Origin of the sequence: Enterococcus sp. AZ040 (assembly GCF_050499185.1) — a bacterium.
In the GTDB taxonomy this organism is placed as follows: Bacteria; Bacillota; Bacilli; order Lactobacillales; family Enterococcaceae; genus Enterococcus_D; species Enterococcus_D entomosocium.
Genome location: NZ_JBMHEW010000001.1, coordinates 2,640,439 through 2,657,493 on the forward strand (window position 1 = coordinate 2,640,439; position 17,055 = coordinate 2,657,493).

The window sequence follows — 17,055 nt, forward strand, 5'->3', positions numbered from 1 at the left end:
CTGAATTTGCAGACAAAAAAGGATGCATCGCTGCACCCTTTTTCTTATACGACTACTTGATTCATATAGCCTGTTTTGTCAAAATCTAATGGGGAAATGCGAACCTGTCGATGAAATCCGCGGGCTTCTTCTGGATACTTACTAAGTGGAACAGCAAAGCTGTGATAAGCAATATAATATCGATCAAAATGTTCCAAAATGCTGTGATGACCGGTTCCTAAAATGCCTTTCTCAACATTTTTTTGTAAGATAGGATAATGATACTGAATCGGTCCATACAATGAAGATGAGGTACCATAATTCACATGATAGTCTTCACTGCGGGTATCTTCTCCCGACCAGGTAAAGTGATACAAATCATCTTTTTTCAAAACAGTAATGGCTTCTCGAAAATCTTCCAGCCCTTGATATTCTGTTAGCGTATCAAGTTTGACAGTCCGCATGTCATCTCCCAACGCTACGATGGCAGCAGTCCCTCCCGCAGAATTGCCAAACAATAGATAATACTTTCCAGCTTCTACGTAAACAGATGGATCAATGACTTGACTCATGTTTAACCCATAGTCATCGATAAGATCAGGACTCAATAGCGGTTTCTCATCTGCAATAAAGGGACCTGTTGGATGATCCGCATAAGCGACACCGATTCCTGAGCGTCCATCCGCCATTTTTCCAGTAAAGTAAAAATAAAACGTTCCTTCTTTTTCTGCTATACAGGGTGCCCACGCACCACCGATCGTCCACTTCACCTGAGCGGATGCTAGATCAAGGATCGTCCCTTTATTTGTCCACTGAGTGAGATCTTCTGATTCAAATACCGAAAAGCTTGTCCCAGACCAATCCGTAAAACCATCTGATGTTGGATATAAGTAAAATTTCCCATTAAATGAAACCAAATCAGGGTCAGCATAAAGTCCCTCTAAAACCGGGTTTTTTTGTTGATAATAGGTCAGTAGTCGTTGATACTCCTCATCTGTGATCGTGATCACCCCACCATGGCGCTTGATAGATTGACCGAAGTCGAAGGCAGAAACAGGTTCGAAAACGCCTGTTGTGAGATCATCACTTACTGCGATCCCATATCCTGTGCCTTTTTTAAAGTGATCTACGATCAGCGCCCATTTGCCATCAGGTAATTGGTACACTTGCGGTCCTTCAACCCCTTCTAATTGAGCGAGGTATTCAGAAGTTACTTCCTGATAGTCTCCTGTCAGCTGTTGACTGCGATCTAAAAAAATGCGACTATTTTCTTCGTTTTTTGTAAAACGATAATAATACCCCTGACTAAAAACAATCGTTGTATCGATCACATCCATCGTTTTTTCAATAAATAGCACAGGCTCAGTAAACGTCTGAAAATCCATAGTAGAAACAGAATAAATCTTATGTTTTCCATTAACCTTTGCAGCAAAATAGACAAAAAATGTCTCTTTTTCTGCGTCATAAATTGCCTCTGGCGCCCACAAATTCCCTGCACCTTCTGGAGCAATCGTTGCGGTCCATGGGTTTGTCCAATACACAAGATCCGTTGATGACCAGATAACCATCTGGCGGCTACCATTGGTTTGAGCATGTGCCCAGCCAAGTCCCTTTTCAATACGCAAATCTGTCGCAATGAGATAATACGTGTCCTTCCCCTTAACCAGAAAAGGATCTCTGACTCCTTTTTCCCCAAGATCACTTTTCAAAACGGGATGGCCTTGATTTAAATCTGTAAAAGTCAATCCATCCTTGCTCACACTAAAGTATACTTGCTCACCATTTTTTTGCTCGCCAGTGAAATGACAAAATAAATAAGCTGTCATTCAATCCCTCCTAATTCCTTCTCTATGCACTCGACTTCCTTCTCTCTCATTTTATAGAAGTCCCCGTGAATTTGTATAAGTTGATGAACGAACTTTTATAAGATTTTGAAACACTTGCTTTCCTATTTTCTTACACGAGCGATTCCATTGACTTGCCATTTTTTGCTATCTCTTGTCAAAAATCGTCGGCCATTATTCTTTCATTTTCTTTATACCTGAAGTTTGTGCAGCAAATAAACGATCAAAAAAGCACACATCCACTTTCGGATGTGTGCTAACTCAACATTAAAATCGATTGAAGATTTAATACACTTATTTGAAAGAAGTTAGTTCGTCCAAGCAGCAACTTCTTCTGGGTGATTGGCTACCCAATCTTTGGCTGCATCTTCGGCTGATGTTCCGTCATTGATTGCTAACATGACTTCTTCCATATCTTCCTGTGTCCAGTTGAAACGATCAAGTACTTCGTAAACTTCTGGCATGTCATCTGCTAATCCTTGACGTACAACAGTATTGATGCTTTCTGCTTCACCCATTGTTCCTTCTGGATCATCCAGATATTTCAGATCATATTTCGCAAACATCCAATGTGGAGACCAACCAGTAATAACGATCTCATCTTGGTTCTTGATGGCTTGGCCCAATGCCACTGTCATCGCTCCAGAAGAAGAGGTAGCGACATTCCAATCGGAAAGGTTGTCATACGTTGCAACCGTATTTTCCGCTGCATTTACGACACCAGCGCCTGGTTCGATACCAGTGATGGTTTTTCCAGCTTCGTCAGAAAGGTCTGCGATGGAATCTACATCCATATAGCTTGGGACAACGATCCCCAGTTTTGCCCCTTCTAAGTTAGGACCTAAGTTCTCGACTTGATCTTGGTACTGTTCATACTGGGATTGATGCGTAGATGGCAGCCAAGCAGCAACCATCCCGTCAACTTCCCCTTTTGCCACCGATTCCCACATGATGGCATTATCCAAAGGCGTCGTGTTGACTTCGTAGCCCATTTGCGACAAGACTTCTGCCACCACATGGGTAGATGCGACTTCCGTATCCCATTCGACATACGCCAAGTTCACCGTGCCTTTGCTGTCAGAAACATTTCCAAAGGCAAACGATGCGCCAATCAAAGCAACGACTGCCGCTGCCGCAATCCCGCCAAAAAGACGTTTTTGTTTGCGACTCGTCTTGCTGGCTGCTTTTTGATGTGCCGAACGGTTCAAATTCTGAGTAAAGCGATCCATGATGATCGCCAAAATAACTAAGGATACCCCACTGACAAATCCGTTACCGACTTGTGCTCGTTGCAAGGCAGACAAGACACCGCGCCCTAACCCAGGAGCACCGATCATCGACGCGATCACGACCATTGATAATGCCAGCATCGTGGTTTGGTTGACCCCAGCCAAAATAGTGCTTTTGGCTAGTGGCAATTCTAATTTGATCAGTTTTTGCCAGCCAGTCCCACCGAAGGAATCAGAGGCTTCCACCAATTCACGAGAAATTTGGCGAATCCCTAAGTTCGTCATCCGAACGGTTGGTGGTAGAGCAAAGATCACTGAGGCGAAGACCCCAGGAACCATCCCGATCCCAAAGAAAGCAACCGCAGGAATCAAATAAACGAAACCAGGCATCGTTTGCATAAAGTCTAAGATCGGCGTCACGATACTTTGCGCTTTTTCGCTTTTCGCCATTAAGATTCCTAGTGGAATCCCAATGATGATCGAAACCAAACTCGACAATAAGACCAACGTCACGGTGTTCATCAAGTCTGTCCATAACCCTTGGTTATAGATGAACAGCAACCCGACAAAAGTAAAAGCTGGCAAGCCAAATTTTTTGCGTGAAACGAAAAAGGCAGCAGCCGTCAATAAGACGATCATTAATAACGGTGGTACAAACAGTAATACATTTGTAATAGCGTCCATGATAAATTGTCCGAAAGACTGTAAGGCTGAAAACAATCCACTGAAAGTTCCTGTTAGCCAATCAGTAAAGTTTTCGACCCAATCAGCTACCGGAATCGTATGTTGTAAGAAATTATCCATTTGTCACTACCCCTTCCTCTGCTTGAACGGCTGAATCGGTCTCAGCCAACGCTTCAATCACGCTTCCGCGGATCACGACTCCGATCAAACGATCGTTTTCTACCACGGCTAAAGGTGTAGGCGAATCATAGATCAAATTGAAGATATCCGTTACCAGCATATCTTTATCGATCTTTTTAACATTTTTATCAATAACTTCCTTCAAGGTCAGATTGTTTTTCCGTGCCTCACGAGCAGACTCGGCTGTCAAGCTTCCTTTTAGGTGACGACGTTTGTCGACGGCTAACAGCATGCTGACTTCTTCTTTCCGCATCCGGTTCAATGCTACGCTTGGTCCATCGATCTCGATGTTCGTCGTCAATGCTGGAACCATGATGTTTTGCGCAGTCAAGACTTTGGAACGATCGACATCTTCCACGAAATCACGCACATATTGGTTGGCAGGATTCGTCAAAATATCTTCTCCTGTACCGATCTGCATGATCTGACCATCTTTCATTAAAGCGATCCGGTCACCGATCCGCAAGGCCTCGTTCAAATCATGGGTGATAAAGATAATCGTTTTTTGAACATTGGCTTGCAATTCTAAAAGTTCATCTTGCATTTCACGGCGAATCAGCGGATCTAATGCTGAAAAGGCCTCATCCATCAAGAGGATCTCTGGATCATTGGCTAACGCACGGGCAAGTCCCACACGCTGTTGCATCCCTCCAGACAGCTGGTCAGGGTATTGGTCTTTAAAAGAAAGCAATCCTGAGTTTTCTAACGCTTTTTCCGCTTTCGCTGTTCGTTCTTCTTTCGAGACCCCACGGACTTCTAGTCCGTATTCTGTGTTCTCTAAAATTGTCCGATGAGGGAAAAGGCCAAAGCTTTGGAAAACCATGTTGATTTTGTGACGGCGAACTTCTCGTAGTTCCTCTTTACTCATTTTGGCAACATCCACGCCATCTATGTAAATATCTCCGCCAGACGGCTCGATCAATCGATTCAATAGTCGAATCAATGTTGACTTCCCGCTTCCAGAAAGGCCCATGATGACGAAAATCTCGCCTTCGTTGACTTCAAAGTTCACATCATAGACCCCGACGGTGGCACCCGTTTTTTCTAAAATCTCGTTTTTGCTGCGTTGTTCTTTGACCATGGCAAGAGCTTGCTGCTTTTTCTTACCGAAGATTTTGGTTAAGTGTTCCACTTTAACTTTACTCAAATGATTAATACTCCTTTTTCTGAAAAATTTCACGAAAGTGACCATACTATCTTAACAAGATGTGGTCACTTTGTCAAAAAAAATTTCCCAATGCTTTTTCTTTTGCAAAAAAAGCATGGGAATCAGGAAAAAGAATTACGCTGAATGGTCCGTTGGATAGAAGAAATTGGTCATGCGCTGCAACGCCAGTTCATTTCCGACAAAATAAATCGTATTGCCTGCACTGAATTTCGCATAAGGTCCTGGTGACAACAACAATTCTTCGGTTGTTTGGATTGCGATGATCGTCGCCCCTGTGGCTTGCCAAATATTCAATTCATTGATACTTTTTTCCAAATGCTGCGCTTGTTCCGTCAACTGAAGTTCAAAGGGCACAAACGGACTCATATGGTGTACCTTTTTGGTCTGCTGCACTAACGTGTTCAACAAGTCAGAAAAATTATCCAGCTCTTGCTGCTGCCGCTCCACACTGTCTAAAATGTCTTGTCTGATTTCTTGGATCGACTGCACATCTTGGTATTGTTCAACAAAGGCCTGTGCTTTTTCCTTTGAAGCAATATAGGCGCCGCTGCCATGACGGACATCCATGATTTCTAAATCAACTAATACATTGATCGCTTTGCGGGCTGTTTCAGGAGAGACATTGAAATTGCTGGCTAACGTTGAGCGCGCATGGATCTTTTGCCCAACTTGGTAGCGATTTTCAACGATTCGTTCCGCGATCGCCACGGCAATCTGCTGATAACGAGGCAAAGCGACCTTCTTTTTATCTTGAAACTTATTCGTCATGATGAACTTCCTTTACTTTTTTTTCATCATAACAAGAAACATTGTTGGTGGCAACTATTCACTGGTTCGCGAATTTTTGATCAAGCGGGCACGGATGACCGCTGTTTCTTGCTGTATCTGCTTCTGTAGATCTTGCAGCAGTATTTCATTTGTCTCATCAAGATCAATCAAGGTATAGGCGACTCCGGCTTTTCTCTCACTCGCCAAATTATCGATATCTACGCCTGCTTCAGAAATGATCCGCAATAGCGGGGCAAAAGCACCAGGCTTGTCGTGATAAAACAGCGCCAAGCGATACGGTGCCAAAAAAGGCAACTCTGCATGAGGAAAATTGACCGATTCTTGAATCGTCCCAGCGCGCAAATAGGCATGCATGCGATCAAAAACTACGTGATCCCCCTTTTCCAAGGCATTGGTAGTACTGCCGCCGATATGCGGATAACACAACACTTTCTGTTGTCCGATCAAGCCGGCACTAGGAAAGTCGGTGATGTATTGTTTGAGCTGATTTTTGGCTAGTGCTTCTAAGACGGCTGCTTCTTCCACGATCTCCCCGCGCCCAAAATTCATCAACACTGCATTTTTTTTCATCTGCTGAATCGTTTGTCGATTCAGCATGCCTTTGGTTTCCTGACTTAAAGGGAGCAAAACCACTATAAAATCTGATTCGGCCAACAGTACGTGCAAGTCACTGACTTGTTCGTAATCGTGTGCCGCTTTTTTCGTACGGGCATAGCCGAGGACTTCCATCCCTAGCTGATGACAGGCTTTTGCCACCCGTTCACCGATCTCTCCTAAGCCTAAAATACCGATGGTTTTTCCAGCTAATTCTTCGCCGATCACTTCTTTTCGCCGTTCTTCAGCTACCTTCAACACCTCTTCTGCTTCAATTTGACCTGACGTTACCTCTTCTTGCAAATCGGCTACCGTCTGGATCGCTTTGAATAAGGGGCGAACGCTGAGAAATAAATTGGATAGCACCAACTCTTTGACTGCATTGGCATTGACACCAGGACTATTGAAAACTACTGTGCCATTTTGAGTACACCGTGCCAAATCGATCGTATTGGTGCCTGTTCCTGAGCGAACGATCACAGCTAATTCTGGTGTGATCAATTCGTTAGGAACCGTTGAACTGCGCACAAACAGCGCCTCTGGGGCCGCTTGATTTTTTAACGAGTATCCTTTTTTGATTGCTCGCTTACCTATCGTTTCGGTCATCTTATCTAACTGATAAATCGTCTCCATAAAGCAGACCTCCTTTTGTCTTTAGTGCGTATTAGTCAAATAGTACAAAAAAGTGCGGTAAAATGATAGCAATACGCAAGAGAGGATGATTACTATGCACCTATCGATCACAAATTTTCCAGATGAACAGCCGATCGTTGGCAAAGACTCGCAGCTTCAAGACACAACTTTAGGAGACTATGTCGAAATTGGCGAAGCCAATCACATTGATCATTCTTCCATCGGCAATTATACCTATACGGGGCAATATTGCTTTATTCAGAACAGTCAATTAGGACGTTTTATCAGTATCGCAGCGATGGTCCGCATCGGCCCCACCAATCATCCCTATGAACGCCCTAGTCAGCATCTTTTTGCCTATAATGGCGAAGGCTATGGATTTGCGCCAAAGGACGAGTCCTTCTTAGAAAAACGCAAAGCAAAAACGACCGTCATTGGCAATGATGTCTGGATCGGCCACGGTGCCGTGATCCAATCTGGTTTGACCGTCGGTGATGGTGCCGTGATCGCCTCAAACGCAGTCGTAACCAAAGATGTGCCGCCTTATGCGATCGTCGGCGGGGTTCCAGCAAAAGTGATCAAATACCGCTTTGATCCAGAAACGATCACTGCTTTACAAGAAATCGCTTGGTGGAATTGGAGTCGTGCAGAATTAGAAGCACGCTATCTGGATTTCCGGCTCCCAATCGAAGATTTTATAGTAAAATACACCCGTTGATTATGCGCTTTTCCCGCTTAGTACGAGGAATGAATGATAACACATCACAGTCATTCATTCTTCGAAAGTCTTTGAGGGAAGGATTTTTTAGAAATAAATAAAAAACACTGAAAATCTATTGTATCGAGAAATTCCTGTGCTAAAATGGAGAAATCAAATGAAGTTTTTCACGAACTTTTAAAGGAGTGTTCTATTTGACCATTTTAGACTATCGTCCATTAAATCTTTACACCAATTACCGAGAAGCTGCCGAGGCATTTCCTGACACAACCATCATCCACGATGAAGTGCTACCAGCATTTCCTGAACTTGGCTATCGTAGTACCTACCGTTCGAGTCATGAAATGATTTTAAAACGTGCTTACCAACTTGCTGCACTAGGCGTGCAAGCCGGCGATAAAATCATCCTTTATAAATCTTCAAAATTCGATACCTATTTATTAGCAACGGCTGCTTCTTACCTTGGTGCAGTGCCTGCTATGATCTCTTACCATTTCCCTGCTGAAACCATCGAAGTGTTTGTGGATCGCTTAGAAGATCCATTCATCTTATTTGATGAAGAAACCGAAGGCCGCGTCGCACAAGTGAAAAATAGCAGTACTGATAAACAGATTTCTGTTCGTCATCTGCTGCAACAACCAGCGGAACCCGTGGCACAAACTGAGTTACCCGCGGATCAAATTTCCTATATGACCCACACTTCTGGAACAACGGGTATTCCAAAATTGATTTGTCATTCGGCAAACTCCATGGGCTGGCGGACAAAATGGCAAAAAACGATCTTCACCAAGATTGATCGCACCAAGGCAGACTCTGATTTAATTGCGTTCCATATTTCACCGGTGCACTCCCGCTTCAATATCGGCATCTCATCCTTGATGGCGATGGGCTTTCCGATGATGCCATTAGCCAATGCCAACGGCGCTCATGTCGTAAGCATGTTAAAAGAATATCCACCAATCGCTTTGGAAACTCATCCAAACAATTTTGTCCAATGGAGCTTCGTGGCAAAAGAACAACCAGATGCTTTCGCCAATATTCGTTACTATCACTCAACCTTTGATGCCATCAACAATCAAACAATGGCCACTTTTTTAAATACTTCAGCAACAAAAGAAGCAATCTTTTTGCAAGTCTATGGTCAAAGTGAATGCGGGCCAATGATCCTAAAAGCACATACCTTAGAAAGCATCGCTACCAACGATGCCCGTGATATGGGTGTTGGTCTAGAGGACTTAACGAGAGCACGGATCGCCGATGCAGAGGGCAACGAGCTGCCAGCCAATACCGATGGGCACATCCATTTCCTTTCAAAAGGACGCGCGTTGACCTATTATAAAGAAGATCAGCGTTTTGCTGACAATGTCTATGGCGCTTGGTGGGACAGTGGTGACTACGGCATGATGGATGATCAGGGACATCTTTACTTAAAAGACCGTCAAGTGGACTTGATCAAAAATATTGAAAGCAATCTTGCTTTGGAAGACCTTTTGCTGGATCATTTAGACTTCCTTGCCGAAGTTGTGATCGTTCGCGACAAAGAGAACTCACCACAACCTATCATTGCTTTAGCGCCAAATCGTGAAATGGATTGGGATGCTTGGTGGAAAATGGTGGAAGATCTCCCTCACCTCAATCAGCCAATTTTACGCGACTACGATGATATCCCACGAACAGCAACCATGAAAGTCCAACGACTACAAATTGAAAAAGAATTCAAAAACGCAGAATAAAACAAAAGAAACGGCCAGCAGATTTCCCTGTTGGCCGTTTCTTTTGCTTTCGCTGTTTTTCTTTGGCTGCTGTTATTCTTTCGCTGACCCTTTTCTTGAGTAGATACGTTCTTTAGGTTGCCCATATTGACTTAGCTTTGTTTCAGCTAACGTGATACCAAAGCCCTTTCCATCAGGTACCAGCAGCTTTCCTTCATGCAAAGTTGCAGGCTGTGTAATGACATCATCATAAAAGTAACGGTCAGAAGCGGAAAGGTCCCCGGGAAAATGGAAAATATCTTGACTCGCAAATTGCAAATTCATGGCTCGTCCTACACCAGACTCAAACATGCCGCCTAACCAAACAATCAGTCCATGGGTTTGACATCGATCAAGGATTCGCAAAGCTTCGGTGATCCCACCGACACGGGGGATTTTCAGGTTGATCGCACGGCAGCTGTCCAGTGCTGCGACTGTATCGACGTCTTCCGCCGTTCGAATATCTTCATCCAAACATAGAGGCGTCTTCATCTGTCGCTGTAGCTGACTGTGCCCTACCAAATCTCGTACCTTAAGGGGTTGCTCGATCATCACCAGACCTAAGTCATCAAGTGCCAAAATGCGTTCTGGCGCACTCTGATAGGCTCCGTTCGCATCTGCCATCAAAAGCAATTCTGGAAAGGCTTGTCGAATCGCTCGCAAGGGTGCAACATCTTGCCCTGGCTTGATTTTTAACTTGATTCGTTGATACCCTTGCGCGACATAAGCGGCAACAAGAGCCATTAGTTTTTCGACAGAGTCTTGCATGCCGATACTAACGCCAACAGCGACACTCGGTCGGGTGGCGGTATACAGCTCTTTCACACTTTGATGCGTTTGCTTGCCATATAGATCCCAAATTGCTGTTTCCAAAGCCGATTTTGCCATGTAGTTTCCTTGGACCGTTTGAAACAATTGCCAAACTTCTTGCGGATGCTCGATCTCCTGGTCAATCAATAATGGGATCAGTGCTGTTTCAATCACTTGTCGAGCAGAAAAGAGGGTTTCTTCAATGTAATCTGGCTGCTCAAAAGCGACCAATTCACCGATGCCCACCGTTCCATCCTCTGCAGTCACCAAATAAAGATCAAAGGCTTTTTCTGTTAATTGTCCGTAACTTGTCACAAAGGGTTGTTTGAGGGGCAAGCGACAGGCGATGCGTTCAATTTTCTCAATCTTCATTGCGTTCTCTCCTTGTCAATCAGCTGACTGTGGCCTCGATCCTTTTACAAACCATTGATCGATTTCATGACGAACCTGTGTCGGCTGTTCTAAATGGATACAATGTCCAGCATTAGCAACGACTTTGATGGTCATCTCTGGTTGCAGCTGCTTCATTTGGTGGGCGATTTTCCGAAACTTTAAATCTTTTTCCCCCGCTAAATAAAGAATTTCACAAGCTAGCTGCGGAAGTGCCGACCAACAGCTTGGCTGTTTGCCAGTACCACCGTAAACCAAGCTTACTGCCAAGCCAAATTTATTTTGCTGCAAGCGTCCTTGGCGTACAGCAGCCTGCTGCACTAAGGGCAGCTCCTTTTGACTAGCAAACAACGGCAGTTCTTGCCAGTAATCGACAAAATCGACCAAAGGCTCCCTTAGTAAGCGCAATCCTAAGCGGCGATCGTGCCGCTGACGAGCGAGTCGTTCTGCTGGATCAGCCAACCCGGGGGAACCACTCTCAAGCAAAAGATGGGTCACTGCAGCTGGTTCCTTGACTGCCCAGACAAGTGCGATTCGTGCCCCCATCGAGTAGCCATAAAGACCATAGCGTTCAATCCCTAACTTCGCTAAAAGCTGTGCGAGATCCTCCACCAGTAAAGGAAGTTCATAACGCATGGGATGGACATAAATCGATGACCGTCCATGTCCAATCAAGTCGACTGCCAATACATTATAAGAACCTTCCTCTACAAAAACCGGTCGAAAACTTTCCGAAGAACCCGTGAAGCCATGCAATGCCACAAGGGTTGGTAAGGCTGGTCGGTACGGTTGCAACCACTGATAAAAATAACTGACGCCATTTATCGTGTCCCTCATTGCTGCGCTCCCGCCTCGCTAAACTGCTGTTGCAGTGCTTGCCAAGTATCAACCGGATCTTTTGGCTCACCCTTCACTTCGATTATTTGAAAACGCGGCTGTTGGCTTGTTTCCGTTAAAATCGTTTGAAACTCTAGCAAAGAGGTCGGTGTGTGCCAATCTGCCTCATATAAGGCCGCCACTTTTTGAAACTCAAGGTCTAACGGCGTGCCAAAGAGCGGGACAAAGTCGTTTGGTTCTAAGGTGTTTTGTGACAAAAAGGAAAAGATCCCACCACCGTTATTATTCAGTAAAATGATCGTTACTGGCAATTGATACTGACGCAGTAGTTGTAGGCCGTTCATATCATGGTACAACGCTAAATCACCAATCAACAAGTAGGTAGGCTTTTGACTGGCTGAAGCAATCCCAGCTACGGTCGAGACAAGGCCGTCGATCCCATTGACGCCCCGATTTCCATACACTCGATAAGTGGAGGAAATTTTGCTGCCGTAGCGATCAAAGAAACGGATCGCATTGCTGTTTGCCAAAAGAATTTGCGCTTCTTCAGGTAGACATTGTTGGAGCATGCGCACAGCGCTGCTCTCATCCCATTGTTTCAACTGCGGACTTGCAGCAATCACCTGATCTGCCCGCGCTTGAAGTGCTTGCCATTGTTGTTGCCACGCCGTATGTTTGACGATCGGCAACTGGGTGATGGCCGCCACGAAAGTGCTGATCGCTGCTTCGATCAAATAGTTTGCCCGATGCAGCTGATCTTGCCACTGCCCCGATGGATCAACAAAGAGCCACGTCGTCGTATCCGCTGCTTTGTTCAACCATAACAGGACATTTTTAGTGACTGGTAAGCGACCAAAACGCACGACCACCTCTGGTTGGAAGGCAGAAGTCAATTGCGGGAAAATAAGATCGGCTTGACTGATAAATGTTCCTACTTTGGTACCGGCTGTCGCCAAATTGGTCAATGGATCGCCGACAATCGGCCAGCCTAATTTCTCTGAAAAAGCCAGCAACTGCTGCGCTTCTTCGATCGTAAGGCTTTCTCCAGCAATCAGAATACCTTTTTTATCAAAGTAAGGGGCTAGCTGGTTGATCATCTCTGCTGACAGCTCTTGTTGTGGTGCCAGATAGCTCACGTCTTGCTGAATACTGCATTGGCGACTAAAGTCAGGCAACAGCGGCTCCCGTAATGGAAAGTTGATTTGGACCGGGCCTTTCGGCTGTTTTTGCGCTTCGATCGTGCAAGTTGCAGCTTGCCAAAAACTATAACGCAACAAAGCAGGATCGTTTTCTGGCACGGTCATCTCTACCATCTTTTTGACGTGAGAGGCATACAAATTCTGTTGGTCCATCGCTTGTGGCGCCCCAACGCCCCGCAGTTCTGGTGGACGATCAGCCGTTAAGACGATCAGTGGCAAGTTGGTGGCTTCTGCTTCACAAACGGCTGGATAATAATTGGCTGCTGCAGTTCCAGAAGTACACAGTAAGATTGTTGGCTGGAGATCAACTTTGGACATCCCTAAAGCAAAAAAAGCAGCCGAACGTTCATCGACAGCCACCGTACAGGTGATCTCAGGATCACGATGCAATAGTAGCGCCAATGGCGTTGAGCGTGAACCGGGACTAATAACCGCTCGCTTCGCACCCGCTGCTTTTAGTCCCTGGATGGTCGCTAATAAATAGTCTGTCATGACTGTCTGATTATTCATCTCCTAAGATCCCTCTCCTCATCGGTTGAAATTTTAACCGTGTTTCTTGACGTTCAGATTCTGCGTCTGAATCGGCAACGATCCCACAGCCCGCATACAGCGTTGCTTGATTGCCGCTAAAGAATCCTGAGCGGATCGCCACAGCAAACTCGCCAATATCTTCTTGAATACCCAACCAACCGATCGGTCCACCGTACATCCCTCTGCTGGCTGGTTCATGGGTACGAATCCATGAGACGGCTGCTTCTTTCGGTTCTCCCCCCAATGCTGGGGTCGGGTGTAGTTTTTGCACGGCGCTCAGAAAATTGACTCCTGCTTTTCTTTGCCCTGCTAAAGGAACAAACAAATGCTGAATGTCACGATTCTTGATGACGGAGCGGGCTTCTGATTGAAAACCGTCAGCTAACAAAGTAGCCAATGCCGTTTCTAAGCGATCGACAACTACTTGATGTTCATGGGTATTTTTTGCGTCCGCTAAGAGGGCTTGTGCCAGTGCCTCATCTTCTTCTTTGGTTTTGCCTCTTGGTGCGGAACCTGCGATACTTACCGTTTCAAATTGATCGACAGTCGCTTTTAGCAAGCGTTCTGGCGTCGCACCAGCAAAAACATGGCCCCCATGTTCGATGGCAAAAAGATAGGTATTCGGCTGCTGTTGCGCCAACCGTTGCAACACCCCAGCACTAATGATCGACTGCTTCGTTTCTATCTTCATTCTCCTGGCCAGAACCACTTTTTTCAACGGTGTTTCATTCGAGCGAATGGCTGCCACTGTCTCTTCGACCGTTTGCAGCCATGGGGGCACCTCTAGTTCCTCTTGTGCCTGAAAAGCAGGCGTTTCTGCTACAAGACTCTTGTCCGGGTTGGCATTCAACCAGCTTGCGACTTTTTCCTGTAAGGCAGCGACTTTTTGTTGTCGTTGTTCCTCGGAAGAAGCGGCTACTGTATAAACGACGCCACACTGATCGCCAGTTTTGCGGACCAGTATTTCTGGCAACGCAAAGAGACCGGCACCTAGCTCAGCCCAATCCTGACTGACTTCTGCCTGTTCATCAAAAGCAAAGCCCCCAACCAGCTGCGCCTGCAAAGGTGCCTCTGGTTGATAATGGGCTTGCTTTAAGAGAGAGCGGACTTCTGAAAAGTCTGCAAGTTTGGGTTGCGAAAAAGTGACTAACCAACCCAACCCTACCATACTAGTCGTTTCATCAGGGGTACGCCAGAAATAGCGTTCCCCTTGATATTCTTGTGCCGCTGCATAAAGAGCCAGTAAGTCACACCTTTTTAAAGGCTGATACTCACTCAAATAGGTTTTCCCGGCAGCGATCGCTGCTTCATAATTACTTGATGATTTGCTGTTCAATGTAGTTCACTCTTTCTTCACTCAGCAATAGCCGTTTTAAAAGTTTGCCGCTTGCTGTGCGCGGCATTTCTCGCACGTGATAAAAACGGCGCGGAAATTTATAATGGGCGATCTGCCCTTCTAATGTATCCAACAAGGCTTGGAGTCGGACGGACTCATTTAACGTTAAATAAGCCGCGACAGATTGTCCCCACTCCTCGTCTGGTTCCCCCACCACAGCTGCCTCTTTGACCGCTGGATGCTGCAACAAGGCTTGCTCCACTTCTGCAGGATAGATGTTTTCTCCACCAGATATGATCAGTTCGCTTGCACGACTGACTACATACAAAAAGCCCTCTTGATCAAGATACCCTAGATCTCCTGTGGCAAACCAGCCCTCTTGGTCCCACTGCTGTGGACTGCGATCGTTTAAGTAACGGGTCGTGATCGCCGGTCCTTGCAGTTGGATCTCTCCGATCGACTGGGTACTTTCAGCAGTCTGATGATCTGCCATTTTCGCATCAACCGCAATTCGTAAATGGACACCTTGCAGGGGAACCCCTGAGGAGCCGATTTTTTCTGAAGCTTTTTCTGGCGGCAATGCCACCACTTGTGAACAGGTTTCTGTCATCCCATAGGATTGGATCACAGAAAGCTGTTTTTGCTGGCATTTTTCCAATATGCTTTTGGCAATGGGCCCGCCGCCTAGCAGTACATAACGCAACGAATCAAAGCCTTGTTGAGGCACCAACGGCAGCAAATCTGTCAACATTTTCGCCACCAAAGAAACGATCGTCCCTTTTCCTGCCTCAAGATCTTTCGCCATTTCTCCAGCATCAAAGCGCTCATACAAACGAACACTCATTCCAAGTCGCAAGGAACGCAAGAGAATTGATAATCCACTGATATGATACAGCGGAACTGCACAAAGCCAACAATCCTCACTAGTGATCGTTAAGTTCTTTTGAGTCGCTTCGGCACTTGCTAGATGATTCCTAAAGGTTTGCGGCACACCCTTGGGATTGCCCGTCGTACCGGATGTATACATAATCGAAGCTACTTGTTCTGCTTGATAGATTGCTTTATTAGGAACAAACGAAGGATCAACAGAACTGGCAAGAGCCTTCGCCTGTTCCATCGCTTGTCCAAAGGTCATGCTGCGAACACCCGAGACCGCAATCTTATCTGCCGTGATCACCCAGTCGCAGTGGGCATCTTGCAATTGGAAGGTGATTTCAGCGGCTGTCAATCGCGTATTCAACAGCTGGACTTCGATCCCCAACTCCCACAACGCAAGGATCGTAAAAACCAATTCAGGGGAGTTATTGCTAAAAAGGGCTACCCGGTTTGGCAGAACAACGAATTGGGCTTGATAATAAGCAGCATAAGCATAAACCTCTTTTTGCAAGGCAGCAAACGACCAGCTTTTTTCATGCCAATAAAAAGCTGGTCGTTCTGGATGAAGTTGTGCTTGCCTTTGCAGCCAACTCCCAGTCATTATGGGAATTTAGGGAATTGGTCGAAGTCTGGTTGACGTTTTTCTTTAAACGCGTCACGACCTTCTTTGGCTTCATCCATCGTGTAATACAATAAGGTCGCATCGCCGGCCAATTGCTGAATGCCAGCTAATCCGTCCGTATCGGCATTCATTGATGCTTTGATCATACGTAACGCCAACGGGCTCTTTTGCAGCATCGTTTCGGCCCATTCCATCGTTTCATCTTCTACTCGATCAAGAGGAACGACCGTATTGATCCAGTTCATTGCCAATGCTTCTTCGGCGGTATATTGTTTTGTCATGAACCAAACTTCTTTGGCTTTTTTATGACCGATCGTCCGTGCAAGATACCCCGAACCATAGCCACCATCAAAACTACCGACATTTGGTCCTGTTTGACCAAATTTAGCGTTGTCAGCGGCAATCGTTAAATCACAAACCAATTGTAAAACATTTCCGCCGCCGATCGACCAGCCTTTGACCATGGCGATCACCGGTTTTGGCAACGTGCGGATCAAGCGTTGCAGATCCAATACGTTTAAGCGAGGAACCTGATCTTCCCCAACATAGCCACCGTGACCACGGACTTTTTGGTCTCCGCCTGAACAAAAGGCTTTGTCGCCGGCGCCTGTCAAAATAATCACGCCGATGCCTGGTTCATCGCGACTGATTGAAAACGCATCAATCATTTCAAACACCGTTTTTGGTGTAAACGCATTGTGGACTTCTGGGCGGTTGATCGTGATCTTCGCCACTTTTCCATGTTGTTCAAATAAAATTTCATCATATTCTTTTAAGGTTTTCCATTCTCTCATTACTTGTTCCTCCTCAATTCACATAGCTCTATTATACACATATCTAGTCGCTTTTCGTTAGAAATTGCTTTGGTTAAGGGAATTTCTTAAG

The 17,055-nt window shown here is 45.6% G+C and carries 13 protein-coding genes; 2 read left to right on the plus strand and 11 right to left on the minus strand.

Features of this window, described 5'->3' with window-relative positions; translation table 11 throughout:
• Positions 1-44: 44 nt before the first annotated feature.
• From IGK63_RS12085 to IGK63_RS12105, 5 genes are all read right to left on the minus strand, one after another.
• Positions 45-1,805, minus strand: a complete 1,761-nt coding sequence (locus IGK63_RS12085) for a family 43 glycosylhydrolase (protein WP_016612665.1) — start codon at positions 1,803-1,805, stop codon at positions 45-47.
• Positions 1,806-2,131: 326 nt separating this feature from the next.
• Entirely contained in the window at positions 2,132-3,856 is a 1,725-nt protein-coding gene (locus tag IGK63_RS12090; RefSeq protein WP_005228611.1) for an ABC transporter permease/substrate binding protein, read from the minus strand.
• Positions 3,849-5,063 (minus strand): quaternary amine ABC transporter ATP-binding protein, encoded by a 1,215-nt coding sequence (locus IGK63_RS12095; protein WP_034872109.1) that lies wholly within the window; start codon positions 5,061-5,063, stop codon positions 3,849-3,851. Before IGK63_RS12095 ends, IGK63_RS12090 begins: the two co-directional genes overlap by 8 nt.
• Positions 5,064-5,198: 135 nt before the next feature.
• Positions 5,199-5,852 carry a GntR family transcriptional regulator gene (locus IGK63_RS12100; RefSeq protein ID WP_005234303.1) on the minus strand — a complete coding sequence of 218 codons (654 nt, stop codon included), beginning with the start codon at positions 5,850-5,852 and terminating at the stop codon, positions 5,199-5,201.
• Between the two features lie 54 nt (positions 5,853-5,906).
• Positions 5,907-7,100: an NAD(P)-dependent oxidoreductase gene (locus IGK63_RS12105; RefSeq protein WP_016612666.1), complete on the minus strand. Its 1,194-nt coding sequence runs from the start codon at positions 7,098-7,100 to the stop codon at positions 5,907-5,909.
• Between the two features lie 94 nt (positions 7,101-7,194).
• Here IGK63_RS12105 and IGK63_RS12110 point away from each other — a divergent pair, with 94 nt between their 5' ends.
• Positions 7,195-7,818 carry a DapH/DapD/GlmU-related protein gene (locus IGK63_RS12110; protein WP_008380829.1) on the plus strand — a complete coding sequence of 208 codons (624 nt, stop codon included), beginning with the start codon at positions 7,195-7,197 and terminating at the stop codon, positions 7,816-7,818.
• Between the two features lie 194 nt (positions 7,819-8,012).
• Positions 8,013-9,551, plus strand: coding sequence for an AMP-binding protein (locus tag IGK63_RS12115; RefSeq protein WP_034872110.1), 1,539 nt, complete (start codon positions 8,013-8,015; stop codon positions 9,549-9,551).
• A 72-nt stretch (positions 9,552-9,623) separates the two neighbouring features.
• Here the strand turns inward: IGK63_RS12115 and menC are convergent, their stop codons facing one another.
• From menC to menB, 6 genes are read right to left on the minus strand one after another with little or no spacing between them, the layout of a single operon-like run.
• Positions 9,624-10,751, minus strand: a complete 1,128-nt coding sequence (gene menC / locus IGK63_RS12120) for an o-succinylbenzoate synthase (protein WP_016612667.1) — start codon at positions 10,749-10,751, stop codon at positions 9,624-9,626.
• Between the two features lie 15 nt (positions 10,752-10,766).
• The gene (menH, locus tag IGK63_RS12125; protein WP_016612668.1) at positions 10,767-11,606 is read right to left on the minus strand and encodes a 2-succinyl-6-hydroxy-2,4-cyclohexadiene-1-carboxylate synthase; all 840 of its coding nucleotides are present in this window, start codon (positions 11,604-11,606) and stop codon (positions 10,767-10,769) included.
• Positions 11,603-13,315, minus strand: coding sequence for a 2-succinyl-5-enolpyruvyl-6-hydroxy-3-cyclohexene-1-carboxylic-acid synthase (gene menD, locus IGK63_RS12130; RefSeq protein ID WP_016612669.1), 1,713 nt, complete (start codon positions 13,313-13,315; stop codon positions 11,603-11,605). The genes menH and menD overlap by 4 nt, the downstream gene beginning before the upstream one ends.
• Positions 13,308-14,672 carry an isochorismate synthase gene (locus tag IGK63_RS12135; RefSeq protein WP_016612670.1) on the minus strand — a complete coding sequence of 455 codons (1,365 nt, stop codon included), beginning with the start codon at positions 14,670-14,672 and terminating at the stop codon, positions 13,308-13,310. The genes menD and IGK63_RS12135 overlap by 8 nt, the downstream gene beginning before the upstream one ends.
• Positions 14,650-16,149: an o-succinylbenzoate--CoA ligase gene (menE, locus tag IGK63_RS12140; RefSeq protein WP_016612671.1), complete on the minus strand. Its 1,500-nt coding sequence runs from the start codon at positions 16,147-16,149 to the stop codon at positions 14,650-14,652. The genes IGK63_RS12135 and menE overlap by 23 nt, the downstream gene beginning before the upstream one ends.
• A complete protein-coding gene (menB, locus tag IGK63_RS12145; protein WP_005228595.1) occupies positions 16,149-16,964 on the minus strand; it encodes a 1,4-dihydroxy-2-naphthoyl-CoA synthase in 816 nt (271 codons plus the stop codon). The genes menE and menB overlap by 1 nt, the downstream gene beginning before the upstream one ends.
• Positions 16,965-17,055 lie beyond the last annotated feature (91 nt).